Source organism: Paenibacillus sp. P2(2022) (assembly GCF_029522175.1).
In the GTDB taxonomy this organism is placed as follows: Bacteria; Bacillota; Bacilli; order Paenibacillales; family Paenibacillaceae; genus Paenibacillus; species Paenibacillus polymyxa.
In genome coordinates, this window is record NZ_JAKWFI010000001.1 from 381755 (window position 1) to 408417 (window position 26663).

The following is a 26663-nucleotide window of genomic DNA, read 5'->3' on the forward strand; positions in this document are numbered from 1 at the left end:
GCAGTTAAACTGCTGAAATTTGTTGTTTCAGGTACTAGGTTAGCGCTTCGAGGGTCTAATCTGTAATTGCGAGACCTGCACTTTTGTGCTATAAAGGATGAGAGAATAAGATCATTCCGGCTTGCGAAGTCGTATGAAGCGATGAAGGAGTTGTTAGATTTAATATGTCCATCGAAATGAATACACAAGAAGTCATCAACGTGATTAAAAACAGCAAGAAAAAGACGCCTGTTAAAGTATATGTAAAAGGGGCTTTGGCTTCCGCATCTTTTGGCGAGAACGTTCAAGCTTTTATTTCTGGAGACAGCGGTGTGGTATTTGGTGATTGGGCCGATATCAAGCCGGTACTGGATAGCGCAAACGCTAAAGAAGAAGATTATGTGGTGGAAAATGACCGCCGTAACTCCGCTGTTCCTATGCTGGATTTGAAAGGCATTAATGCACGCATTGAGCCAGGCGCCTATATCCGTGATATGGTAGGCATCGGTAACAACGCAGTCATTATGATGGGTGCAGTAATTAACATTGGCGTTACGATTGGTGAAGGCACTATGATTGATATGAATGCTGTACTTGGCGGTCGTGTTAAAGTAGGCAACATGTGCCACATCGGTGCAGGCGTTGTCCTTGCAGGTGTCATTGAGCCACCTTCCGCACAGCCCGTTATCGTAGAAGACGAAGTATTGATCGGTGCGAACTCGGTTGTACTGGAAGGCGTACGCATTGGTAAAGGTGCAGTTGTCGCAGCCGGAGCGGTTGTAACTGAAGATGTGCCTCCATACTCTGTAGTAGCGGGTACACCTGCACGTGTAATCAAACAAGTCGATGACAAGACCAAATCCAAAACTGAGATTTTGAAAGAACTGCGCGTTTTGTAAGAAGGCAAAGTTCTTTATGTACCAAAGGTGAACGATTCCTTGTCAGGAGCATGATACACTGACAGCATAACATAGGGACGAAGCACAACGGACAAGGCTCGGCGGCTGCGCCGGGCTTTTGTCCTTTTATTCTTTTGCCAGATAAGAGCTGATGAGCTATAAAGAGGAGGCGTAGCAGCAAAATGAGCACAGCCGATTATCGTTCTTTTGTTCAAATACGAAGGGATCTGCATCAAATTCCTGAACCGGGGTTTGAGGAATATAAAACACAACGATACTTGCTGAACTACTTGGAAACGCTCCCTCAGGAGCGGCTGGAGATTCGTACATGGCGTACGGGCGTGTTAGTATTCATTCATGGAACGGCTCCTAAGCGCCGCTATGGATATCGTTGTGATATGGATGGTTTACCGATTGAGGAAGAGACGGGTTACGATTTCCGTTCGACCCATCCTGGCTACATGCATGCTTGTGGACACGACTTACATATGACGATTGGATTGGGAATTGTGACTCACTTTGCGAGCCATCCGATGAAGGATGATCTGGTTGTGTTGTTTCAACCTGCGGAGGAAGGACCTGGTGGGGCCTTGCCTATGCGGGACAGCACGGAGCTGGCCGACTGGATGCCGGATGAAATTGTCGCATTGCATGTTGCACCAGAATATCCTGTAGGCACAATTGCTACTCGCCCGGGTATCCTGTTTGCCAATACGTCAGAGCTTTTCATCGATCTCAAGGGTACGGGCGGACATGCTGCTTATCCACACAAGGCGAATGATATGGTAGTAGCTGCTTGCCAGCTGGTAGGGCAATTACAGACGGTGGTAGCCCGTAACGTGAACCCACTGGATGCCGCAGTCATTACTGTTGGCAAGGTTAGTGGAGGCACGAAGCAGAACATTATTGCGGAAACCGCTCGTTTGGAAGGTACAATCCGTACGCTGTCTGCCGATACGATGACGCTGGTTAAATCACGGATTGAGGCGCTGGTGCGCGGTGTGGAAGCTGGGTTTGAATGTCAAGCGGAGATTCATTATGGCTCCAATTATTTGCAAGTGTACAATGAAGCCAAGGTGACTGAGGAATTCATGAAATGGGTCAGTAATCGGCAGGATGTGCAGCTCGTTGAATGCGGAGAAGCGATGACGGGAGAGGACTTCGGATATTTTCTGGAGCGAATACCCGGTCTGATGTTCTGGCTTGGCGTGGATACGCCTTATGGCTTGCATCATGCCAAGCTGGAGCCTGCAGAGGAAGCCATTGAGGTAGCCATCCGCGTGCTGACAGACTATTTTACATGGAAGTCTCAAGGGTGAATGATACGGTCTGAATAATTATGTTTAATGAAGAGAATGTAATGGAATGAAGTCGAATTTTTGAAGGAGGGTGTTATGGGAGAGCAAACCATCATCCGATTTGAGCGGGTGACCAAACAATATGACAACGATCCCCCAGTGCTGGCGGATGTCAGCTTTGAGATTGAACGTGGTAAATTCTATACACTGCTGGGTCCTTCTGGCTGTGGTAAAACGACGATTCTGCGTATGATTGCAGGGTTTGCAGAGCCGACAGAAGGCTCTATTTATTTGAATGATAAACTCATTAATCGTATTCCGGCCAATGAGCGGCAGGTCAATACGGTTTTTCAGGATTATGCGCTATTTCCACATCTGAACGTATTTGAAAATGTAGCCTTTGGTCTGCGAATCAAGAAGATGAACAAAAAGGACATTCAGGAAAAGGTGACACAGGCGTTGTCCTTTGTCAATCTGGAAGGCTACGGTGAACGGGAAATTTCCGAGATGTCCGGGGGGCAGCGTCAGCGTGTAGCGATTGCACGGGCTATCGTCAATGAGCCTGATGTTCTCTTACTGGATGAACCTTTGTCGGCACTGGATTTAAAGTTGCGGACAGAAATGCAGTATATTTTGCGTGAAATGCAGCAACGCCTGGGAATCACTTTTATATTCGTTACGCATGATCAGGAGGAAGCGCTGGCCATGTCAGACGAAATTTTTGTCATGAACAAAGGCAAGATTGAGCAGAGCGGCACGCCAAATGATATCTATGATGAGCCGATTAATCGATTTGTGGCTGACTTTATTGGCGAATCGAATATTGTTCCTGGACGTATGATCGCGGATTATCAAGTGGAATTTAACGGTCGACAGTTTGAATGTGTTGACGGAGGATTACGTCCGAACGAACCGATTGAAATTGTGATCCGGCCCGAGGATTTGGAGATTACGAGTGTTGCTGAAGGCAAGCTGCGGGTAAAGGTGGATACTCAATTGTTCCGTGGGGTTCACTATGAAATAAGCTGCTATGATGATTCAGGACAGGAATGGCTCGTGCATTCTACCAAAAAGGCGGAGCTGGGAAGTGAAATCGGCCTGAAATTTGACCCGGAAGCCATTCATGTCATGCGCTTTGGGGAGACAGAGGAAGAATTCGATCGGCGTCTGGAAGCCTATGAAGAGGTAGATCAGCATGTCAGGTAATACAAGAGCAGCGTATCTGCTGCCTTACTATTTATGGATTGTGCTGTTCGTGGCGGCGCCAGTTGTCTTAGTATTTTACTATTCACTATTTGATGTGGATGGTCATCTCACATTCAGCAACTACGCTCAGTTTCTGACACCTGTTTATTTAAGCATGACGCTTAGCTCGTTTTGGTATGCATTTCTGATTACGGTATGTTCACTGCTCGTGGCGTATCCAGCGGCATATTTACTTACTCGCACCAAGCATAAGCAGCTGTGGCTGTTGCTCATTATTTTGCCTACTTGGATTAACTTGTTGCTCAAAACGTATGCCTTTATTGGGATTTTCGGAACCTATGGTCCGGTGAATGCGGTGCTAGGAATGGTTGGGTTGGGTGGTCAGCAAATATTGTTTACCAGCTCCAGCTTTGTGTTTGTATCTGTGTATATTTTTGTGCCTTTTATGATTTTGCCCATCTATAACGCGTTGGAAGGCTTGAATCCTTCACTGCTGGACGCAGCCCGTGATTTGGGAGCCTCCAAATGGACCGCGTTTCGCAGGGTTATTTTCCCGTTAACACTTTCGGGTGTGCGATCCGGCTGTATGGCTGTGTTTATTCCAGCGCTGTCGCTGTTTATGATTACCCGTCTGATTGCGGGTAACCGTGTGATTACGCTGGGAACGGCGATAGAGCAGCATTTTCTGGTTACTCAGGACTGGGGTATGGGCTCTACAGTTGCTGTGTTCCTGATTTTGGCGATGGCGATCATTATGCTGCTCACCTCGCGAACGAAACGGAGGGTGCGGCATGGCAAATAAAAACCGATTCGGAAATATTTATTTGGTGATTGTTTTTCTCGTGTTGTATGCACCTATCTTGTATTTGATGTACTATTCCTTCAACAGCGGCGGGACCATGCACGAGTTTGAAGGCTTTACACTTCAATATTACAAAGAGGTGTTCGCAGACACTCGTTTGATCATTATTGTCATTAACACTTTGGTGATTGCTTTGTTGTCGTCTGCATTGGCTACGATAATTGGGATCATGGGGGCACTGGCTATTCATCAGATGCAGAACCGTCGAGTCAAAAATACGCTGCTGTCGCTCAACAATGTATTAATCGTGAACCCGGACGTCATTATCGGCGCTTCCTTCCTCATTTTGTTCACGATGGTTGGGATTAAGCTGGGTTTTTACTCTGTTTTGTTATCCCATATTGCGTTTAGTGTGCCGATTGCGGTCATTATGATTTTGCCACGCCTTCAGGAAATGAGTCCATCTCTGGTCGATGCCGCGCGTGATTTGGGTGCCAGCCGGCTGGATGTGCTAACCAAGGTGATTTTGCCCTTTATTAAGCCAGGAATTTATGCAGGCTTTTTTATGGCGTTAACGTACTCGCTGGATGATTTTGCGGTGACCTTTTTTGTGACTGGCAGTGGCTATTCGACCTTATCAGTGGAAATATACTCACGTGCCCGTCAAGGGGTTTCCTTGTCCATCAATGCGCTGTCCACGCTCATATTCCTGTTTACTGTGCTGCTGGTGGTGGGCTATTACTTTATTATGCGCAAGGCGAATCGTAATGGTAAAAAAGAGCCTGCGGCGGAAATGGGGGTGCCTAGATGAAGTCGCTTGTGCGCGTGTTTCTGTCCATTTTCATTATCTCGTTTGGTCTGATGGGCGTGGCAGCCTGGCTGAACTCCAGCCAAGGCTACTCCGGTGGTAACACACTGACGGTGTACAACTGGGGAGACTACATTGATCCTGAGCTGCTGGAACGGTTTCAGAAGGAGACGGGCATTACCGTCATTTATCAAACATTTGATTCCAATGAAGCGATGCTGACGAAAATCGAGCAGGGGGGAACTTCATTTGATGTAGCGGTTCCCTCGGAATATGCGTTGGCTAAAATGAAGCAGGAGCATCTGTTGCTCCCATTGGACCACAGCAAACTGCCGAATTTGAAGCATGTAGATGCTCATTATCTAAACCTTTCGTTTGATCCGAATAACCAATATTCGGTTCCGTATTTTTGGGGTACAGTCGGGATTGTCTTTAACCCGGAGCTAACGAAGGGCATTGATTTTCATAGCTGGGATGGCCTATGGGACCCGAAGCTGCGTAATAATCTGTTGCTAGTTGATGGAGCTAGGGAGATTATGGGCATGTCGCTGAACAGTCTCCACTATTCCTTGAATGATACGAACCAGGCGCATTTGCAGCAAGCTTTGACGAAGCTGGAGAAGCTAGCACCCAATGTCAAGGCAGTGGTTGGCGATGAGATTAAAATGCTGCTGGCCAACGAGGAAGCTGCTGCTGGAGTTGTATGGTCCGGTGATGCTTCCGAAATCATGGATCAGAATGATAAGCTGGATTACGTCGTGCCAGATGAAGGGTCCAACCTGTGGTTCGATAATATAGTTATTCCAAAAACGGCCACCCATGTGGACGCGGCTCATAAATTTATCAATTTTATGATGCAGCCCGATGTAGCCGCTCAAAATGCCGAGTTTGTAGGTTACTCCACGCCAAACAAGGATGCAAAGAAATTGCTGCCTGAGGATATTTCTGGCGATGAGCGTTTCTATCCTCCATCTGAAATTACAGATAAGCTGGAAGTATACAACAATCTGGGTAAGCGAATGCTCGCTCACTATAATGAATTGTTTCTGCAATTCAAAATGCATTTAAAGTAGGGGAGTGGCGTGTGGATCAGGGAATGGTGCTTTAGAGGCCGCTGCGGAGGCGGATGGTGCTTACCATCGCTGTTAAATTCCGATTTTTATGATTGAATATGTAAAGGTGAAAATCGGAATTTAAAGGCGACCGCTTCGCTTGTCCAGCACCATTCCGCCCCCTCCGTTACGCCGTACTTAAAGCCACGTACCTATGAATCCCCCACGCCGACGGTGAGGGAGTAGGGGAGGAGTGAAAAGGCCCTTGAACCACCAACGTAGGTGGTTCAAGGGCCTTTTTTGTGTACTCACCGCGCGAAGCGGTAAGTAATGTCTTTAACCCTACCACTTCACATACCTTAGAAAATTGTGGGACTTTAAGGCGGGCAGCGAGCGAAGCGGGCCAATTGAATCTGGAGAAGCGGCAGCGTTCGCCTTTGCTGAGGGATTCTTACCTTTAAATGTTTTATACAATTAAAGAATCCCCCAGCAACAGCGATCGGAAGATCAAATGGACTGCGTAGCGCCCCTAACCACCTTAACCTCTCACAATTCCTCTAACAAACTTCGCTATTTTATCCAACCCTTGCTCCAGTACATCCTGTCCGTAGGCGTAAGATAAGCGAATGTAACCTTCGCCATAGGAAGAAAAGGCATCTCCCGGCACGACAGCCACTCCTTGCTCTTCCAGCAGCTTCAAGGTGAAGTCCATCGAGCTTAATCCAAAATGGGCGATGGAAGGGAAGAGATAGAAGGCTCCTTCGGGCTTCTCCAGTGGAATTCCCATATCAGCCAGTCTTCCGTGTACATAGTCACGACGTTTGCGGTACTCATCGCGCATCGGAAGTGCATCATCCACCCCAGCGGTCAGGGCTTCTAGTGCTGCATATTGGCTAATTGAGCTAGCACAGGTCACGTTGTATTGATGCACTTTGACCATGTGCTGTGTGATTTTAGCAGGTGCAAGTGTAAAACCAATGCGCCATCCTGTCATGGAATGTGATTTGGACAGACCGTTAATGACGATGGTACGCTCCCGCATACCTGGAAGAACTGCAATAGATACGTGCGGTGTATCGTAAATCAGTTCACTGTATATTTCATCCGAGATGATAAACAAATCGCGTTCCTTGAGCAAATCTGCGACGGCTTCCAGCTCTTCGCGGCTCATTACTCGTCCGGTTGGATTCGAAGGATACCCGAGAATGACAGCTTTTGTCCGCTCAGTCAGATAAGGCTCTAGTACCTCGGCCGTTAGCTTGAAGCCGCTGTTGCGGGTGTCAGCCAACACTGGAATGCCACCTGACAAACGGATCAATGGCTCATATCCTGGGTAGATCGGCACAGGTAGAATGACTTCGTCTCCGGGTGACAAAATCGTGCGCAGGGTAATATCCAGCGCTTCACTGGCTCCGTTCGTCACGATAACCTCATCCTGTCCTCGGTAATTCAGGCCGTATTTGCGATCTACAAACGCTGCTGTGGCTTCGCGTAATTCCGGTAGTCCCGGATTAGGTGTATACGTGGTCCGACCTTCATCAATCGCCCGATGGGCAGCCTCCATAATATGTGCAGGGGTGGGGAAATCTGGCTGCCCAATCGTTAATGACAGAGTTCCGGGTAATGCGGCAACTTTATTGGCGATTTTGCGGATGCCGCTGATTTGAATATTTTTAACCTGATCGTTAAGCAAATGCTCCATAGTGTGTAATGCCACCTTTTTCTGTATTAGAACAAGTTTACAATAATATGATCTGATTTTGCTACGGCAAGAAGAATTCATTTTTACATAATTCAGGTACTAAATTGGCTAATTTGTGGTATCTTAAATATAGGGCATGTTTGTAAGCGTAATCATAAGGAAAATGGGGAGTGATCAAAGCCAATTGACTTAACGATCACAGAACTAGATAAATGTCAGCTTGATTGACTTTGTGAGATAGTTAAGTTATCTTTTGTGGAGAAGTAGTATGATAAAGTAGAATGAAGAGGTGAAATGTCGTGGGAGTAACAGCTAAACAAATTTTTGTGAATTTACCAGTTAAAAACCTGCAACACTCCATTGATTTTTTCACTACCATCGGATTTGGATTCAACGCTCAGTTCACGGATGAACATGCAACCTGCATGGTTGTTAGTGAACATATTTTTGTCATGCTGTTGGTTGAAGAACGTTTTAAAGCGTTCACTTCAAAGGAAATTTCAGATGCCACGAAAAGCACAGAAGCGATTGTTGCCCTATCGGTGGAGAGCCGAGAAAAGGTGGATGAGATCGTCCACAAAGCTTTGAAAGCAGGCGGCAAACCCTCCAATGAGCCTCAAGATCATGGTTTTATGTATGGCTGGAGTTTTCAGGATTTGGATGGTCATCTATGGGAGTTCTTTTATATGGCAGAGCAGTCATAGAAGTAAGGATGATTAAGCAAACGAAGTATCATGGAAAGTAATCTATCCTAAAAAGATAGTTTACTTTCTTTCTTGCATGTGATTGAACTCATCAGGAGGAATTACAATGTCTAACGAAGTGAGAATATACTCTGTTCAAGTGCTCAGCGAAATATTGTCAGATTCACTAAGCCGACTGTTGATCGACGTGGTTGCTGATGGTGCATCTATAGGTTTCTTACCGCCACTGAGGTATCAGGAGGCAGCAGCTTATTGGAACAGTGTGCTTGAGGACGGTGTAGTTCTGTGGATTGCCGAGAAGGACGGAATACCTGTTGGGACGGTTCAGCTTCAGTTGGCTCAAAAAGCGAACGCTACACATCGTGCAGAAATTGCAAAGCTTATGGTGCATCCGTCCGGACGCAGGCTTGGGATCGCACGACAGTTAATGAAGGCAGCCGAAGAAGAGGCAGTGCGTCAGAACAGAACCCTACTGGTGCTGGATACGCGGGTGGGAGATCCTTCTAATAGATTATATGAGTCGATCGGGTTTGTGGAAGCTGGTGTTATTCCGAACTACGCTCAATCAGCCGATGGTCAGCTGCACGCCACTCGATATTATTATAAGCCATTAAATCCGTATTCCAGTCATAGCTGAGCATTTGCCGAATAACCGTGGTATTTGCGGGAAATCATAACTTGTCATAGGATTACATAACCTTTTTCCGCGTTTATTCGACTGGTAAAGCACGGGAATCGGAACGTATAATGAAGAGGAAATCAGAAAAGGTCTTTTTATGTCATTTGACTGTACTGAATTGAAGAACGTAGCAAACACAGCGGAGGAATCAAAGAATATGAGGCTGGAGCATGATTTTTTAGGAACCAAGGAAGTGCCGTCAGATGCTTATTACGGTGTACAAACTCTAAGAGCAAAAGAAAATTTTCCAATTACAGGCCAACGATTGCATCCTGAGTTGATTAAAGCCATGGCGATCGTAAAAAAGGGAGCAGCGACGGTAAACATGGAACTAACCCGTTTACATCGCCCCAAAGCAGAGGCCATTATTCAGGCTGCTGACGAGATTATTCAAGGACAGTTGCATGATCATTTTATCGTCGATCCGATTCAGGGCGGCGCAGGCACGTCCATTAATATGAATACAAATGAAGTGATTGCAAACAGGGCGCTGGAGCTGATCGGTAAGCAGCGAGGAGACTATCAGGAGATCAGTCCTAATAATCACGTTAATATGGCGCAATCGACGAACGATGCTTTTCCTACGGCCGTACATTTGGCTGTATTAAGTATGATTGATAAGCTGTTAGTCACCATGAGTGAGCTTCAGGAAGCTTTTTCCCGCAAGGCCACTGAGTTTGATAGTGTGATTAAAATGGGTAGAACCCACTTGCAGGATGCAGTGCCGATCCGATTAGGGCAGGAGTTTCAGGCTTATGCTCGTGTGCTGGGCCGTGATATCGGACGCGTTCGTGCAACCAAAGATCACCTGCTAACCATTAATATGGGTGCAACTGCAGTGGGTACCGGCCTGAATGCAGACCGTCGTTATATTCAGCGTGTCGCTGAGGTACTGGCTGAGGTTAGTGGCTTTCCTGTGGAAGCAGACGAAAACCTCGTAGATGCCACACAAAATACGGATGCCTATACCGAAGTGTCCGCTGCCTTGAAAATTTGTATGATGAATATGTCCAAGGTGGCCAATGACATCCGTTTGATGGCTTCTGGACCACGCGCTGGTCTGGGAGAACTGAGTCTGCCTGCTCGTCAGCCAGGATCATCCATTATGCCGGGCAAGGTAAATCCAGTGATGTGTGAAGTCATTAATCAAATTGCCTTTCAGGTCATTGGAAATGATCATACAATCTGCTTGGCTTCGGAGGCAGGCCAACTGGAGCTGAACGTGATGGAGCCTGTACTTGTCTACAATTTGCTGCAATCGCTGGAAATTATGAAGCAGGGCTTCCACGTTTTCCGTGTTCATTGTGTGGAAGGAATTGAAGCAAATGTGGAGCGGTGCCGTGAATATGTGGAGAACAGTGTAGGTATTATTACAGCGCTCAATCCGCACCTCGGATATGAGGTCGTATCACGCATTGCCCGCGAAGCAATTACGACTGGCAAATCGGTACGTGAGCTGTGTCTGTTATATAATGTACTGACTGAGGAAGAATTGGACATTATATTGGACCCGTACCAAATGACTCAGCCTGGTATTGCCGGAGAATCTTTGCTGAATCGTGAATAATATTGCGGAGTTTAGAATGTAGGCAACTTTGAGATAAAATGAAGGCAGCCCCGTCGAATTCGGCGGGGTTGCTTTTGTGTAAAACCGTGTCAGTGTGATAGGTAGTAACGGTAACCCTACTAAGGAATATACCGCTTGCATGCCTGCTGTAGAAAAGGGGAAGAGGAATGCTGCTGGAGCAATTATCGGCATATAAGGAATTAGGAATAGGACTTATTGTATTACTATTACTGCTTGTGCTCATCATCAGGGGAATGATACGTGGTCGTCGGAATCGGATTTTACGTGATCTGGACCCGCGTAAAATCGGAATTCAGGATATAGATCGTATGGAGGATGGCTCGGAATTTGAGTTTTATTTGCAGCGGTTGTTATCCGCACTTGGCTATAAGGACATTTATAAAACAACCAGCAGCCGGGATTTTGGAGCCGACCTGGTATTTACAGATCGTGAAGGCGCCAGAGTCGTAATTCAGGCCAAGCGTTATGCTATACAACATCCGGTCGGCTTGGGCGCGGTGCAGGAAATTTACACCTCTATGCGTTATTACGCGGCCGACAAGTCCATCGTTATCACCTCCGGACGTTACACGGAATCCTGTAAAACACTTGCTGCTGTCAACGGGGTTAAATTATTGGATCGCAATGATTTGATAGATATGATCGACCTGTTCAAAGCCAAACGTCGTGAAGAGGTCATGGAACTTATAGAAAGTAAAACAGACGTGGTTGCCTCTAAATGGTGGAACAAAAGCAAATCATAAAAGGGACTGAACTACTAGCCGACGAGATCGATGCCTGGTAGTCAGTCCCTCATATTTTTAACATGATCTATCTTTATATACCGTTATCATCAGATGCCTGTCCAGACATCCTTGGCATAGCGTTTATCCTGTTGGAGCTGCTCCAACCATTGCTGCGCTTCTTCTTTACTTGTATGGTGTACATCCGCATAGGCCGCACAGAGCGTGTCTTCAACGTCGGGGGCCATCCGGCTACCGTCGCCGCATACATACAAATGCGCTCCTTCATCAAGCAAGTGAATCAGAGTGTCTGCATCTTCATTCATGACAAGCTGTACATACCTTTTGGGTTGACCAGGCAGACGTGAAAAGGCTGTATGAACCGTAACGATTCCTTCCTGCTCCCAGGCCTCCAGCTCTTGATTGTATAGATAATCGAGCTTTGGATCACGGCAGCCATAGTATAGATGCGCCTCGCCGAGCTGTTCTCCTCTCTCCTTAAGCACATGGCGTGTTTGGAGAAATCCGCGGAATGGAGCAATACCAGTCCCTGGACCGACCATGATCACAGGCACGGTCGGGTCTTCCGGCAAACGGAAGCCAGACTGAGGCTTTCGCACAAAAATGACAACCGGATCATCTGGTTGGAGCTGTGCCAAATAATTGGAGGCGATACCGAGATATTCGCCCTTTCCGCTACGGGCTGGTCCACGCACGACGCTCACGGTTATACTCGCTGAATTCTCCGACTCAAGCGGAGAACTGGAGATGGAGTAGTATCTAGGCTTGAGTGGTGGTAACAGCGAGATGAAGTTTTCAAATGGCAGCTCGCAGGCTGGATACTTCTCCAGAATATCCAGCATCGTGACGCGCTTCTTTCGTATCTCTTGATCGAAAGTAGTATCCTCGAGCAAAGCTTCGATTTCTTTCTTATGCGGTGGACACACTGTAAAGGATGCCAGTTGCCTTAGCTGGGCTCTGGTTGCCGATTCTTGCAGTTCCACACTGAGAGTGAGCAAATCTCCTACGCTGACAGGCCGATCCAAGGGGAGATGCGCCGCATCCCGGTCACTGCCTTTTAATACGATGTAGTCCTGATCCTGTAACTTAAAGCGTTGCATCACCCTATTAACCAGCGAAGCAGGATTACGCGGCAAAACACCAAGATGATCACCCTCGCGATAGGACAATCCGGTTGGTAATTGGATCTCCAGATGTCGTGTACTGCGTTCACTTTCAGCAGCGTGCAGTTCACGATTCGCGGTAACAATGGCAGTAGCTGCCTCATAGTTGGCCGCCAGCGGAGCGCTTAGTACGTCGCTTACAAACTCTATGCTCAGACTGCTGGTGTCCTGAGGTTCTGTATCACTGTGCTCTATCCCGAAAGCATTCAGCAATTCCGGCCATAAGCCGTGGTTCCAGACTTCCCAATCCTTCTCGAAATCACCACTGGCGTCGCCCTCACCCCGATCATACAGTCGCTCTGCCCCTTTGGCAGCCATCAGTTCATCAATCATCCTTGGAATGCGCTGATACGTGCTGGCCCAATTCCGGTCACCGCAACCAAAGACAGCATACCTTATGCCTGCCAATTGTCCCTCGTCTACCTGCTTCAACCATTCTACGAAGGCATCTGCATTATCTGGCGGATGCCCATTATAAGATGCGGTCGTAATAAGTACCACGCCTTCTTTAGGCAAATGGTCCACACGATCATTTAGAGTTGCAATGCTACTGTTGAAACCCCAATTCCGGCCTAAATCGGCTAGTTCACCTGCAAGTCCCTCAGCTGTACCCAGATTCGAGCCGTACAAAGATAGCAAAGATGTATCATGCTTTTCGGCATGGGGGGCTGCAACTTTTTGTTCCTCTTTTTCATGAAGTTCTTGAGCGGCACCTGGCAGCATGACGGCAGTCTGTGTACTGCGTGGCCGTACTTGAATGGTGAAGCCTTCCGGCTTGAGCGTGAGCGTTTCTTTGACTTTCAACTCATAATGAGTATGGTCAATCAGCTCAAAATGTTTCAGTACCATACCCAGCACAAGAGTGGCCTCCTGTAAGGCAAACTGTTGTCCGATACAAGCACGTTGACCGTTGCCAAACGGTTTGTAGGCATCTTGCGGAATGGCGGATGGGTCCTCAAAGCGTTCGGGTCTAAATTCCTCAACATCTTCACCCCAAGCCTCGGTATCACGGTGCAATTTCGGGATGAGTACATTGACACTGTCGCCTTTTTTAAGCGGATAGGTTCCGTTGAGCAGCGTATCTTCTTTGGCGAAGAGAGAGAAGGCGGGCGCTGTCGGCCATAGCCGCAGGGCTTCATTCAGTATCATCCTTATGTACTTGAGTTCACGCACCTGAGTATAGGAAGGCAGCGAATCGGTGAGCACGCGATCTACTTCTTCATAGGCTTTGGTTAGTGTTCGTGGATTTTTAAGCAAATAGTAAATGGCAAAGGATAAAAGCCCACTGGTCGTTTCATGACCGGCGATGAGAAAGGTAATGATCTGATAGCGGATATTTTCATCATCCAGCGTTTCACCTGTTTCCGGGTCCTTGCCTTCCAGCATACGTGCCAGTAAATCCTCTTCACCTTGGTTGCCCGTGGTTTTGCGTTCTTGAATAATGCTGTCCACCAGAGAGAACATCGTTTCGATGTCGTGTTTAAACTGTTTTTTCTTCGATAACATCAGCTTGTTTTGCAAATTGAGACGTTGCAACTGACCCATTGCTTCATCCAGAGCGCGTGTCATACTGGTCACGAACGGATGGGGCTGGTCGCGGTAAAAGCTGTTAAAACGATAATTAAAGCCGCATAACCCGATAGTATCCAAAGTCAGGCGGGTCATATCCTCCGGTACCTCTACACTTTCATCTGGATTGAGCCGAGACCATTTTTGCACCAGCTGAACAGCAAGATCAAGCATCATATTGTGGTAACCCTTCATGGCCCGCTGACTAAAGCTAGGCAGCAATATTTGATGGGCCTTGCGCCAGTTCGGTTCCTCAGTCCAGCTTGTGAATAGTCCGTCTCCGGCAAAAGCTCGTACTTTTTGTAAGGGAGCCCATACCTGTTTATCGAAACGAGTTTCATCACAAGCATCTGCCACCAGCTTATGACCCGAAATATAAATGTTCGTTCCTTCAGGCAGATCCATGCGAAATATGGGACCGTACTCATTGGCAAGCTTAACCAGCGACTGGACAGGGGCATGGGTATCGATCAAGGGCAGATTTCCTAAGGGACCGTATGTTTTAGGCTGGGGAATTGAATTTGTTGAAGTCATTCTAAATGTAGCTCCTTTCAGTTTCAACATAGAGTGATGGTTGAAGGGGGTTCCTACGTTTACCATAAAAATTACACTTTATTCTTTCCGGATAAACGAAATAAATAATTTTAGACAGTTCGTACAATAAAAGCAGTACGAAAAGAGACGCTTATTACATGTAGAAGAAGATGAACCCATTGTCATTATCCATTTACAATGAATTTACAGAAAAATTTATGAACAAATTCACCTCTATAACCGATATAAAGATGTTGGGGATTTGCATTTTATGTTGAGGTGATATGTCATGAAGAAACGAGCTGTATTATTAACTTTTAGGTGGATTCCCATTGTCACGATCTTTGCATTATTGCTAAGTGCATGTGGGCAATCAGACGTACAAACCAAGGCCGAACCCATTAAGGTGGGAATCGTGCTGTCAGATATTGGTCTGGGTGATCAATCTTACAGCGACGCGGCTTTTCGAGGTTTGGTCAAGGCACGGGATGAGGGGAAGATTGTTTTTGAATACCGGGAAATAACTGAGACCAAGACGTATGATGCTGCTTTTAATCAGCTTGTTCAAGAAAAAGCGGATTTAATCATTGGATTGGGTTACATGGTGAAGGACAGTTTGGAGGCCGTTGCCAAAAAGAATCCAGACCGTAAATTTTTAATCGTGGATGAAACATCAGAATTGCCGAATGTGGCCTCCATTACCTTCAAAGCAGAAGAGGGCAGTTTTATGGCCGGGGTTGTTGCCGGTTTGACGAGTCGTACGGAACAGGTGGGTTTTCTCGGAGGTGCGGAATCTCCTCTGTTGAAAAAGTTTGAAATTGGGTATCGTGCAGGGGTGCAATCAGTCAAGCCTAATGCCAAAGTTACGGCAACGTATGCAGGAGATTTTGGCAAACCGGAGCTGGGTACGAAAATTGCGGATGACATGATCAATCAGGACCAGATTGATGTCATTTTTGCAGCAGCAGGGCTAACCGGTGTAGGTGCGCTACAGGAAGCGCAGAAGCAGCACAAATTCGCCATCGGGGTCGATAGCGACCAGTTTTTTATTGCAGAAAAAGCGGTGGTGACCTCAATGATTAAAAACGTAGACAGTGCAATTTATACAGTAGTCAAAGGCTTTGCAGACCATCAAAGAAAATTTACGGAGAAGGATATGGTGTTTGGACTTGCGGAAGAAGGTATAGGTTTGGCGCCTATTCGTGTCGTGACACTGAATCCGGATCAGCAAAAGGTAATGGATGATTTAATGGAAAAAATCAAATCCGGCACACTTACTGTACCCACCCAATAAATTTTCGCAAACGGAGGATGAATGCTGATGAAACTGCAAGGTAAACTGGTGCTTAACGCGATGATTTCCCTGATCGCTTGCCTGGCTTTAGTAGCTTATATCATTTTTGAATTGTTACGTATTAACGCTCAAAGTAGTAATCTTGTTCCAGCTATGTTGAATGTACAGCAGCTTAATGCCTATTTGATTCAGTCGGGGCAGGCACTGCAAAATTATTCTACTTCCATGACGGAGAGCAACAAAGCCGATGTGCAAAATCAGCTAACTCAGTCTGAAAAAACGATTACTTTGCTTTCACAGGGCATGATGCAGACCGAAGCACAGCAAAAGCGACTGGATTCGATTAAAATAAAATTCAGCCAATTGAAAGTAGCAACGGAAAAAGCGATGAGTGCTCAGAACAGCCCAGAATCCAAACGAGAGGCCATGCGTGCCCAGGGGATTCAGAACGATGTATTTATGCTGGATCTGCTGACCAAGGCGCGCTACGACCAATACACAGAAGACCTGACCAAAAGTATTCGTTTTACTTGGCAATTAGCCTTGGCAGGTGCAGTTCTACTTCTGGTGGCGGTTGGGCTATATAATACATATACCTCCAGGCAGCTTGCCCTTAGAACCCGCAAGTTAACGGATGCAGCGAAGCAAATTGCCGAGGGGAATTTAACTGTTCAACTTCCTCAAACAAAGGGCCGAGACGAGCTGGACGAGCTCAATGAATCTTTCCGTGTTATGATCGGGAACTTGCGCAGCATTGTACTCTCCATTGATCAGGCGGGTAATCGTGTCGATCTGATGGCTCGGGATATTGATCAGCACAATGAGGCCATGAAGGAAATTGTGACACAAGTCAGCACATCAACAGAGGAACTTGCGATAGGCAGTCAGAAAATTGCTGAGGACCTGTCATCGACAGTTAGCGTGGTGGATGATATGCAGCAGAAGTTTGAATCTAATTTGCTGGAGACTACGCAATCAACCACGTATAGTGAGGATGCTTTGCGTGTCATTGAGCAGGGTGCGCGTGTCATGAGTGATCAAATGCGAATTGTTGCAGAGAACCGTTCGGCAATGTCTGAAGTGGAACAAACCGTTAGAGAGCTGGAATCTAATGCAGCTGAGATCACAACTATGACCGGTTATGTATCTGAAATTGCCAGCCAAACGTCGCTATTGTCCTTGAATGCCTCGATTGAGGCTGCACGTGCGGGTGAAGCGGGAAAAGGCTTTGCTGTTGTTGCCAATGAAGTGAAAAAGCTGGCGAGTCAATCTGAATCTGCTGTAAAGAAAATTTATACCGCTGTTGAGGGGATCACGCAGGCTATGGATAAGGTGAAGACTTCTGTGGCGCAAAGTCAGGAGTTGTTCCGCGAGCAGGAGAAGGCAACCTCCTCCACCGGAGAATCGTTTAGAGAGATTAGTGGCAAAGTGCAGCAAATTGCCGGCCAAGTCAGCAAATTATCCATAGACATGAATGTATCACGAGAACTGAGTGTACAGGTGCAGCAAGCTATTGAGAATATTAGCGCAATCACTCAGCAGTCCGCCGCAGGCAGTGAAGAGATTACGGCTTCCACGGTGGAGCAGAAGCGTTCCTTCGAGGAATCGGCTGAGAAGGTAAAGGAGCTTCGCCAGATTCGCGAGGAGATGCAGCGGGAACTGAATCGTTTTCAGGTGGAAAAGACGAGCCAAACACTGTAATACGAATATCTATGCTGCTGAACAATGGATGCAAGCAGCACGTAAGAAGAAGTTCTACCTTGTACAGGGAGACTTCTTCTTTTTTTATTATTAATGATATGACTCCTGTTAAGTTTGATTTGTAAAGGCAGGAAATTCCACTTCATGTGTCAAATAGATGTAAAGGTAATATGTCATCTAATATTGAGTAAGAGGAAGATGGACAACGTAGTCCGGAAGGATGAAGTTACAGGAATGTTGCGACTTAAGCTTCGATTGATACTGAAAAATAAGCAGACAAGACTGATTCTGCTGCTCACGCTGTGCGTGTCGCTCGTGATCAGCGTGATCGGCTTGCTATCGTATTCAAGATACCGTGAAGGTTTGGATACCGAGCTGAATACACCTAATATAGAATTGTTGCAAATCAATCTGGATGTGACTAATCGGGCTTTTCGTGAGTCGGATAACAAGGCACTGGATGCGGCTTATTATCCGGATGTAGAGTCTTTTATACGTATTTATGCGGATGGAAAATCGGTATCCAACAAAGCCTCCGTTATCGAACGACTTCAGAAATATTTGAAAACCCTTTCTTCACACGAAGAAATTTATTCGATTGAAGTCATTTCTTTGGATAATCATGCTCTCGTGTCCAGCAATTATGGTTATTTGCCCGATTGGAATCAAGCACCGGATACAACCTGGGTTCCCTGGATTCAGGACATTCAAAAAAAGCCGCTATTGATTAAGCGGAGATGGTATGGTACTGATCAACAGCATGGCACGATAGAGCTGCTCTCGCTGGCTAGACCTATAGTAGAGAATGGACAGGTCAGGGGTGCGGTGTTAATCAATCTGGATTACGACCGTTTTTTCTCCAAACTGTATATTCATTTATCCAACTCGCAATACGTCTATGATCTGGAGGGCGAGCTGATCTATCCCAAACTGAGATCGTCCATACCCTTAAATGATATGGGCAGGGTTTTGAAAGAGTTGGATGTGAATCCTTATGCTTATGTAGAAATTGGAGATATGGAATATATGGCGAACCAGACCTTCTCCGATGTTACAGGCTGGCGTCTAGTCTCCCTCGTACCGATGGACAAGCTACTGAAAAATGTAAAACTTGCGCGCAATATGATGTTGTGGCTGGCCTTGATCTCTATCCTGGCTGGGTGCTCGGCGGTATACTATTACAGTTATGCCGCTTTTCGCCCTATGAAAAAAATTAATAGTCTCTTGAATTCAGGCAACAAGGGAACGCGTCAGGGAGGATTGTATGATCTGGAACCCGTGATTAGCAAGTTGGTTGGAGAATTTCACCGCAAATCATTGGTGGTAGAGCGAAGCTTGCCGGAGCTGCGTTCCAAATATATAGAAGATGTCTTCCAGCGTAGAATGGGTGTACAGGAAATGCGTACGAAATGGGAACAGTATTTTTCCGATTGGGACCATAATTCTTTGGTTGTTATGATCGTGTCGATTGATCGGTATTCTACGTGGAGCGCAAGCTTTCCGGAAGAGGATAAAATGCTACTTAAATATGCGCTGAACAATATTTTGCTGGAGATGCTTGAGCCTCATTGGAAAGCAGTTAGTGCGCCAGAGGAAGAGAGTGGTTTGGTTGTACTGCTGCAGTTTAGGGAAAGCACATATGAAGTTGAAGCGGAGGGGGCTGCTAAAGAGAGAGCATGGCTTCGCAACAGCGTTGACAGGCTAATTCAGGTTGTTGCTGAGCATCTTCCTTTGACGATTTCGGTAGGGATTGGCCATAGGGTCACAGATATTCAAGAGGCACGGGCGTCTTTTATAAAAGGAAAAGAGGCGCTTAATTTACGTTTGTATGAGGGATATGGACGTTCACATATGAATATGAACAGCAGCACAAATGTGAAACGGGATTGCATAGTGGATGTGCAGTCACAGGATCAGGCTCAGGATGCAAGATTACTGGACCATCGGCGTGTGGATCTGATTCGTGCTGTGGAGTCGCAGGAACCTGGTGCAAGTGCAAAGCTAGTCAGCCAGTGGGTAGAAGAACTTCGACTCTTTAGGACATCTCCAAACCAGGTCTACCTATTTGTTCATGAACTACTGGAAGATTTGCTAAAATGGTGTACCACTCAAAGCGTGACTCCGCCAGATCTGCTCGCTGATTATCATTGGAATCAGATTCTGACGCTAGACCTTCAAGACATTGAGGCGCTGCTGGCCATCATGTTGACTGATATAGAAGAGAAATGGCATGGACGCCAACAGTCCAAAGATTTTGTACGTGTACAAGAGATGATCGACTATATGGAACGTCACTTGCATTTGAACATCGGGCTTCAGGAAATTGCGGATCATGTTCACATGAGCGTGTCCTCGGTGAGTAGTATGTTCAAAGAGGAAACGGGGACTACCGTATATGATTATTTGACTGGATTACGTGTCAAAAAGGCATGCATATTGCTGTGTGAAACGCATTTGAAAATTGGTGAAATTGCAGAGCAGGTCGGGTACCGAAACGAGAACAGTTTTATTCGTGTATTCCGCAAGTATAAGCAAGTGACCCCAGGGAAATTCAGACAAATCAACAAATCTTCTAATGAATATGCAAATCGGTCAAAAGATCGGCGCTTTGGTGGAATAGAAGATAAACACGAAGATTAGACGATAGATGTGGGCCTCTACGTTGCGGTACATTGACTTCATGTAAGCGCGAACAAATGACCGAAAACGTTGGAGGTGACGGCGGGCGTAATAGGCCCAGTTTATTTGTGGAGAAGAGGAAGCGTAATGAAGAAAAAGCCATGGCAAAAATATGTGCTGGTTGCGGCAGGAGTGGCTATGCTTTCTGCCTTGAGTATCAGTGAATATGTGGATCACCGCGCCCTGCAGGATCACAGTCGTATATTTCCTGCGAAGCCAGTAACGCTTGTCGTTCCATATGCGGCGGGGGGCGGTACAGATATTACCGCAAGAGCGTTGGCAAAAGCCGCCGAAAAGCATCTCGGGCAGCCGATCATCGTCGTTAATCGAACAGGTGGCGGCGGTTCTGTCGGCCTGATGGAGGGAGCTGAGGCGCAGGCAGACGGTTACACCGTAACGTATCTGGTCGCTGAACTGACTACATTACCACATTTGGGACTGCTACCCATCACCTATGATCGTTTTAAGCCGCTGCTTCAAACCAATATGGACCCTTCTGCCATTACGGTTCGGGCGGATGCGCCGTGGAAGACAGCGGAGGCATTTCTGGAGGATGCTAGGGCCCATCCAGGCAAGCTGAAAATGGGGAACGCAGGCACAGGTAGTATATGGCACCTAGCTGCCGCGATGCTGGAGCAGAAAAGCGGAGTCCGCTTCACCCATATCCCTTATGAGGGAGCAGGCCCAGCAGTTTCTGCTTTAATGAGCGGATTCGTGGACGCTGTACCTGTCAGTCCCGCAGAGGTGAAGAAATACGTGGACGATGGGAAACTTCGCATACTGGCGATCCAGGCAGACATCATTTCGGAAGCGTTTCCAAAAGTGCCAACACTTCAGCAGGCGACAGGGCTACGTGTCCATTTTATAGGCACTTGGAGAGGGCTGGCTGTACCTAAGGATACACCGAATGAGGTGGCTCAAACGTTGGCGGATGCACTGATCAAGGGGACGAAAGACGAGGAATTTAGGGAGGAAATGCGAAAACATGGATTGGGATTGCGTGTCCAGGATGCAGAGGCATTCGCGCGTCTACTGAAGGATAGTCATGATACTTTCGCAAAACTGATTCCTGAGCTCGGCTTAAGCCGCAAGTAAAACGGCCTTGTTTTTGCATTGGCAAAAACGAAAGGGTTGAATGAAGTTATGAAAATCAAACAAAACATCGATAAAATTCCAGGGGGCATTATGCTGGTGCCGCTGTTTATCGGCGCACTTTTTCATACATTTACTCCATGGGCAGGCGACTATTTTGGATCTTTTACCAAGGGATTGATGACCGGTACGGTGTCCATTTTGGCAGTGTGGTTTTTTTGTATGGGTGCTTCCATAGATGTGCGAGCGACAGGCACCGTATTGCGTAAATCAGGAACGCTCGTATTGACTAAAATCGCGGTCGCTTGGGTCGTGGCGATCATTGCGTCTAGATTGCTGCCTGTTGGCGGCGTAGAAAGTGGGCTATTTGCAGGTTTGTCGGTGCTGGCGCTGATCTCGGCTATGGATATGACGAACGGCGGTCTCTACGCCTCCATTATGCAGCAGTATGGCTCCAAGGAAGAGGCAGGAGCATTCGTGCTGATGTCACTGGAATCAGGTCCACTGGTGACTATGCTTATTCTAGGGAGTACCGGGCTGGCCGTTTTTGAACCGCAAACATTTGTCGGGGCCGTATTACCGTTTTTGGTCGGCTTTATGTTGGGCAATCTGGATCATGATTTCCGTAAATATTTTGGAAACGCGACACAAGCACTTATTCCATTTTTTGGGTTTGCGTTGGGGTGTTCCATTGACCTGAGTGTTATTGTCCAGACAGGTGTGTTAGGTATTTTGTTGGGTGTTTTTGTAATTATCTTTACAGGTATTCCATTGATTCTGGCGGACAAATATATTGGGGGTGGCAACGGTACGGCAGGGATTGCAGCTTCCAGCACCGCAGGTGCAGCAGTAGCGAATCCAGTCATTGTTGCCAATATCAAGCCTGAATTTTTACCTGTTGCCCAATCTGCAACGGCATTAGTAGCCGCTTCGGTCATAGTGACCTCCATTTTGGTGCCAATTCTGACGGCATACTGGGCCAATTATATGAAGCGCAAGGGGAAGTCAAAAGGAGCGGGGCCTGTAACTCCAGGGGCGAATGTACCTAAATGAGGACTTTGCAAAAATCCTGAAATAAAATTTAAGTAATGAGGACTCAATTGGTCGACGTTACCATTACCCGGGAAATGCTGTTACAGTTATAGATACACCTTCCATCCTAACATGATAAAACTTGTCCTAAAACGCATCTGCCAACATACATATGTAAGCAGAGGAGCGTGATGGAATTGGAAGACAAGGTGCGTCGCTATTACCAGTTAAAGCAAAAGCAAAAAGAAATTGAAGACGAACTGGCTGATTTGCGCAATGACATTACCGCCCATTGTGCAGAGCAGGAAGTATCCGATTGGGAAATTGGCAACTACCGAGTCAGGATTGTACAGCAGCACCGCAAGGAATACGATCATGCGAAATTGTATGATTCATTGCCTGATCCTCAATTATGGCGTTTGTTTTCCAAGCCGGACACTTCAAAAATTTCCAGCTTGCTAAAACTTAAGGTTATCGCGGAGGAGCAAATAAAAGATGCCGTTTCTCTTAAAACAGTGACCTTGTTGCAGGTGGATAAAAAATAAATAAAAAGAGCTGCCCCGTTTTTTTCGGAGCCAGCTCTTTTTATTATCTGTGGTTAGTAGCCTTCCACTTTCATATCTATTAAGCTATTTATCAGACAAACCTTTTCCCACGCCCTTGAGAAAATGAATACCGAACCCCATTGCCCGGTTTACATCTGGATCATTCATTGCCTTCATAAGATCACGCAGCCGCGTCTTTTTATTCTGCTTTAGGTGCTCTTCGGCTTCATTCAGGCCCGTAGTGACGCTGCTTGCCAGTTTTTTCATCAGCTCAGGGTCTACCTCGGACAGCATCCCTGCTGCACCCATCAGATTATTGATGATGTTCGTCACAGGCTTGCGCGTCGCTTGTCCTACAGCGATTTTGGCAATGGTTTCTTTGGCTTTTAGCATAGACTGAGCTGCTTCGAGAAGACCACTGTCATGCAGTTCACGTACAATTTCAAGCGTCTTCTGCAATGCTGCCCCATTGTCTGCCAGGTCGGCAGTAAGTTGATCCAGCGATTGTTTTTGCCGTTCTTCTGCTGTCAATATACGTTTTCTCACAATTGAAATAGGCTTAGCCATGGTTCGACCTCCTTATTTTTGATCTACCAAATCGATGTAACCGGGACGATTCCACTTACGGTTCACTTCAACCCCATTTTGCGGATGCCGCTTTTTATAACGTGGATTGATATGTGGGAGTGGATTTTGACCATCGAATTCCAAAACTTGCATCCGTACTTTGGTTTGTTTATAGGCAGGTGTACGGGTGACTACATCAAATGCTCCACCAGTTAATAGATTGACAGCACCCTCATGACTGGTAGAGTGCATCGGTACATAAATTTCTGTTCCTTGTACCCGGTCCGTCACCAGAACATGCAGCTTGACCGCCCCATAGGGAGATTCCAGTCGAACCAGCGATCCGTCTGTAACTCCGCGCTCCTCTGCCAACTCAGGGGACACTTCCACAAATACTTTTGGGAGTTTGAGCTGAAGGCCTGTTGACTTTGTCGTCATATTCCCTTCGTGAAACTGTTCGAGCAGTCGGCCATTATTTAAGGTCAGATCGAATTCAGCGGGATACTCTTTTGGTGGTACATATTCGAAGAGTCCCAAGCGTGCTTTTTTATCTGGAAAGTTAAAGCCGTTGGTATGCAGAAGCGGAGTGTTGCTACCATCCGGCGATCCCCAATGGAAGCTGTTCCAGCCTTCCAATACGTCATAATTACATTGGGAGAAAAATGGAGTGAGCGTCGCCATTTCCTCAAAAATTTCACTCGGATGACTGTAATCCCAATCAAATCCCATGTGCTTGGCAAATTGGCTGAAAATCCACCAATCCGGTTTGCTGTCTCCTACAGGGCGGAGGGCCTCATATAAACGCTGTACACGACGTTCGGTGTTCGTAAAGGTACCGTCCTTTTCGAGTGAAGGTACAGCTGGCAAAATGACATCAGCGAATTCAGCTGTCTTGCTCAGAAATACATCCTGAACGACAAGGAAATCCAAATTCGCCAGCATTTCTTGGGTATGATTGGAGTCTGCATCCACCCATGCCATTTCTTCTCCAGCGATATACATACCTTTGAGCTTACCCGTCTCAATGGCTTCCAGCATTTGAATGTTGTCCAGTCCGCGCTGGCTTGGAATTTGTACGCCGTAGGCCGCTTCGAACTTGGACCGAATGGCATCGTTCGTTACGGGCTGATAGCCAGGAAAAATATCTGGCATGGTACCCATATCGGCAGCACCCTGAACATTGTTATGTCCTCGAAGCGGATATGCGCCTGCACCTGGACGCATAAAGTTGCCAGTCACCAGCAGCAGGTTGGCAATCGCGATCGAAGTGTAAGAGCCTGCGATGTTTTGCGTCACGCCCATGCCCCAGCAAATGGCCGTGCCATCGGCTTCGTGAATCATGGTCGCTACCTGAATGAGCGTCTCTTGGGAAATACCAGTTTCCTGCTCAGCGAATTCCAGGGTGAAGTTCTCCAGCAATTTCAAATATTCAGGATAGAAATTTACATGTTTCTCAATGAATTTAGCATCATGCCAGTTTTGCTCAATGATGTATTTGGCTACAGCGGATAACCATACATAATCAGTACCTTGCTTCGGACGCATGAACAAATCTGCGCGTTCTGCCATTTCATGCTTGCGCAGGTCGACGGAGATCAACTTTTGACCATGCAGCTTATGCGCACGTTTGATGCGGGTAGCCAGCACAGGATGTCCTTCTCCCGGCGCACAGCCGACTAGTATGACCAAACCTGAAGAGGCAATGTCTTTAATCGTGCCACTGTCGCCGCCGATGCCTCCGGTATATTGTAGCCCCCATGATGCAGGAGATTGGCAATACCGTGAGCAGTTATCAACGTTATTCGTTTGGAACACCTGACGAGCCAGCTTTTGCATCAGATAATTTTCTTCGTTGGTAAATTTGGATGAAGAAATAAAACCGAGTGCCTCGCCTCCGTAGGTTTCTTTGATAGCTCCCATTTTGCTGGCCATCAGGCTCAAGGCTTCTTCCCAGGTTGCTTCCACGAATTCGTCTCCTTGACGAATTAAAGGCGAGGTCAAACGTTGATCGCTATTCACAAAATCCCAGCCGAATTTCCCTTTGACGCATGTCGAAATGCCGTTAACAGGCCCCTCAGAGGTAGGCTGTACCTTCAAAATTTTGCGGCCTTTGGTCCAAACCTCAAAGCTGCAACCTACACCGCAAAACGTGCAGACGGTTTTAGTTTTTTTCGTACGTGTTTCACGCATCGCTGCTTCAGCTTCCGAAATGGCAAAAATACCGCTGTAGCCTGGCTCCACTTCCTTAATTAGATCAACCATTGGATTTAATAAATCCTTATTTATGCCGCTCATGAAGCCGGCCTCTCCCAGCATGGACTTTTCCATCAAGGCGTTACATGGACAGACCGTTACACACTGACCGCAGCTGACGCAGGAGGAATCGTTAATGGCAACTCCATCATCCCAGATCACGCGAGGGCGTTCAGCCTCCCAGTCGAGGGACAGTGTTTCATTGACCTGCAGGTTCTGACATACCTCTACGCATTGGCCGCATGCAATACATTGATTGGGATCATAGCGGTAAAAAGGGTGGGACATATCCACTTCTGTGGGATCAACCTTCGGTCGATATGGATATTTTTGATGTTCAATTTCCATAAGCTCTGCGGTGTTATGCAGTTTACAATTACCGTTGTTGTTATCGCACACCGTGCAGTAGAGGAGGTGATTCTCCAGCAAACGGTCCATAGCCTCGGTTTGTGCCGCTTTTGCGCGATCTGAATGTAAATGAATATCCATTCCATTTGTAGCAATCGTTGAGCAGGAACGCATAAGCTTTCCGTCCACTTCCACAATACATGTGTCACAGGTGCGGATTGGATCCACTTCGGGAACGTAACACAGTTGGGGGTGTGCAATATTGTTTTCGTTGATCACTTCAAGAATGGTTGCGCTGCTATTTGTTTTCAGTTCCTGTCCGTTTAATGTAATTTTGATCGTATTATCCGCCACGGTTCAGGCTCCTTTCAGATTTTGAATTTTAAAATTGGGAACAAAAAAACTCCACCATAAACACAAGTGCTC

Annotated in this window: 20 protein-coding genes; 16 read left to right on the forward strand and 4 right to left on the reverse strand. The window is 46.7% G+C overall.

Annotated features, from left to right (window positions below):
• The first annotated feature begins 164 nt into the window (after window positions 1-164).
• From dapD to MMB75_RS01705, 6 genes are all read left to right on the forward strand, one after another.
• A complete protein-coding gene (gene dapD, locus MMB75_RS01680; RefSeq protein WP_013372273.1) occupies window positions 165-878 on the forward strand; it encodes a 2,3,4,5-tetrahydropyridine-2,6-dicarboxylate N-acetyltransferase in 714 nt (237 codons plus the stop codon).
• Between the two features lie 182 nt (window positions 879-1060).
• Entirely contained in the window at window positions 1061-2197 is a 1137-nt protein-coding gene (locus tag MMB75_RS01685; protein ID WP_025365425.1) for an N-acetyldiaminopimelate deacetylase, read from the forward strand.
• Between the two features lie 75 nt (window positions 2198-2272).
• Window positions 2273-3382 (forward strand): ABC transporter ATP-binding protein, encoded by a 1110-nt coding sequence (locus MMB75_RS01690; RefSeq protein WP_025365424.1) that lies wholly within the window; start codon window positions 2273-2275, stop codon window positions 3380-3382.
• The gene (locus tag MMB75_RS01695; protein ID WP_016821692.1) at window positions 3372-4184 is read left to right on the forward strand and encodes an ABC transporter permease; all 813 of its coding nucleotides are present in this window, start codon (window positions 3372-3374) and stop codon (window positions 4182-4184) included. Before MMB75_RS01690 ends, MMB75_RS01695 begins: the two co-directional genes overlap by 11 nt.
• The gene (locus MMB75_RS01700) at window positions 4174-4995 is read left to right on the forward strand and encodes an ABC transporter permease (RefSeq protein WP_016821691.1); all 822 of its coding nucleotides are present in this window, start codon (window positions 4174-4176) and stop codon (window positions 4993-4995) included. Before MMB75_RS01695 ends, MMB75_RS01700 begins: the two co-directional genes overlap by 11 nt.
• The gene (locus MMB75_RS01705; RefSeq protein WP_016821690.1) at window positions 4992-6065 is read left to right on the forward strand and encodes an ABC transporter substrate-binding protein; all 1074 of its coding nucleotides are present in this window, start codon (window positions 4992-4994) and stop codon (window positions 6063-6065) included. The genes MMB75_RS01700 and MMB75_RS01705 overlap by 4 nt, the downstream gene beginning before the upstream one ends.
• Window positions 6066-6582: 517 nt before the next feature.
• Here MMB75_RS01705 and MMB75_RS01710 read toward each other — a convergent pair.
• The gene (locus tag MMB75_RS01710) at window positions 6583-7746 is read right to left on the reverse strand and encodes an aminotransferase A (protein WP_277506830.1); all 1164 of its coding nucleotides are present in this window, start codon (window positions 7744-7746) and stop codon (window positions 6583-6585) included.
• A 299-nt stretch (window positions 7747-8045) separates the two neighbouring features.
• Between MMB75_RS01710 and MMB75_RS01715 the strand changes: the two genes are divergently transcribed.
• From MMB75_RS01715 to MMB75_RS01730, 4 genes are all read left to right on the forward strand, one after another.
• The gene (locus MMB75_RS01715; protein WP_025365422.1) at window positions 8046-8450 is read left to right on the forward strand and encodes a VOC family protein; all 405 of its coding nucleotides are present in this window, start codon (window positions 8046-8048) and stop codon (window positions 8448-8450) included.
• A gap of 106 nt (window positions 8451-8556) precedes the next feature.
• The gene (locus tag MMB75_RS01720) at window positions 8557-9087 is read left to right on the forward strand and encodes a GNAT family N-acetyltransferase (RefSeq protein ID WP_025365421.1); all 531 of its coding nucleotides are present in this window, start codon (window positions 8557-8559) and stop codon (window positions 9085-9087) included.
• Between the two features lie 199 nt (window positions 9088-9286).
• Entirely contained in the window at window positions 9287-10696 is a 1410-nt protein-coding gene (aspA, locus tag MMB75_RS01725; RefSeq protein WP_016821686.1) for an aspartate ammonia-lyase, read from the forward strand.
• A gap of 167 nt (window positions 10697-10863) precedes the next feature.
• Complete coding sequence (locus MMB75_RS01730; RefSeq protein ID WP_025365420.1) at window positions 10864-11460, forward strand: restriction endonuclease; 597 nt, start codon at window positions 10864-10866, stop codon at window positions 11458-11460.
• Between the two features lie 89 nt (window positions 11461-11549).
• Here the strand turns inward: MMB75_RS01730 and MMB75_RS01735 are convergent, their stop codons facing one another.
• Complete coding sequence (locus MMB75_RS01735) at window positions 11550-14726, reverse strand: bifunctional cytochrome P450/NADPH--P450 reductase (RefSeq protein ID WP_025365419.1); 3177 nt, start codon at window positions 14724-14726, stop codon at window positions 11550-11552.
• 289 nt (window positions 14727-15015) lie between these two features.
• Between MMB75_RS01735 and MMB75_RS01740 the strand changes: the two genes are divergently transcribed.
• From MMB75_RS01740 to MMB75_RS01765, 6 genes are all read left to right on the forward strand, one after another.
• On the forward strand, window positions 15016-16020 hold the full coding sequence (locus tag MMB75_RS01740) for a BMP family lipoprotein (RefSeq protein ID WP_025365418.1): 1005 nt from the start codon (window positions 15016-15018) through the stop codon (window positions 16018-16020).
• 27 nt (window positions 16021-16047) lie between these two features.
• On the forward strand, window positions 16048-17721 hold the full coding sequence (locus MMB75_RS01745; RefSeq protein WP_016821682.1) for a methyl-accepting chemotaxis protein: 1674 nt from the start codon (window positions 16048-16050) through the stop codon (window positions 17719-17721).
• Window positions 17722-17919: 198 nt separating this feature from the next.
• Window positions 17920-20361: an AraC family transcriptional regulator gene (locus MMB75_RS01750; protein WP_151256074.1), complete on the forward strand. Its 2442-nt coding sequence runs from the start codon at window positions 17920-17922 to the stop codon at window positions 20359-20361.
• A 126-nt stretch (window positions 20362-20487) separates the two neighbouring features.
• Window positions 20488-21495 (forward strand): tripartite tricarboxylate transporter substrate binding protein, encoded by a 1008-nt coding sequence (locus MMB75_RS01755; RefSeq protein WP_153794767.1) that lies wholly within the window; start codon window positions 20488-20490, stop codon window positions 21493-21495.
• Between the two features lie 48 nt (window positions 21496-21543).
• Window positions 21544-22545 carry a 2-keto-3-deoxygluconate transporter gene (kdgT, locus tag MMB75_RS01760; protein WP_193189802.1) on the forward strand — a complete coding sequence of 334 codons (1002 nt, stop codon included), beginning with the start codon at window positions 21544-21546 and terminating at the stop codon, window positions 22543-22545.
• 170 nt (window positions 22546-22715) lie between these two features.
• Entirely contained in the window at window positions 22716-23069 is a 354-nt protein-coding gene (locus MMB75_RS01765) for a hypothetical protein (protein ID WP_031461854.1), read from the forward strand.
• Window positions 23070-23153: 84 nt separating this feature from the next.
• Here MMB75_RS01765 and MMB75_RS01770 read toward each other — a convergent pair whose 3' ends face one another.
• Window positions 23154-23636, reverse strand: a complete 483-nt coding sequence (locus MMB75_RS01770; protein WP_016821677.1) for a helical membrane plugin domain-containing protein — start codon at window positions 23634-23636, stop codon at window positions 23154-23156.
• A gap of 12 nt (window positions 23637-23648) precedes the next feature.
• Window positions 23649-26591 carry a formate dehydrogenase subunit alpha gene (gene fdhF / locus MMB75_RS01775; RefSeq protein ID WP_257126109.1) on the reverse strand — a complete coding sequence of 981 codons (2943 nt, stop codon included), beginning with the start codon at window positions 26589-26591 and terminating at the stop codon, window positions 23649-23651.
• Window positions 26592-26663: the final 72 nt, after the last annotated feature.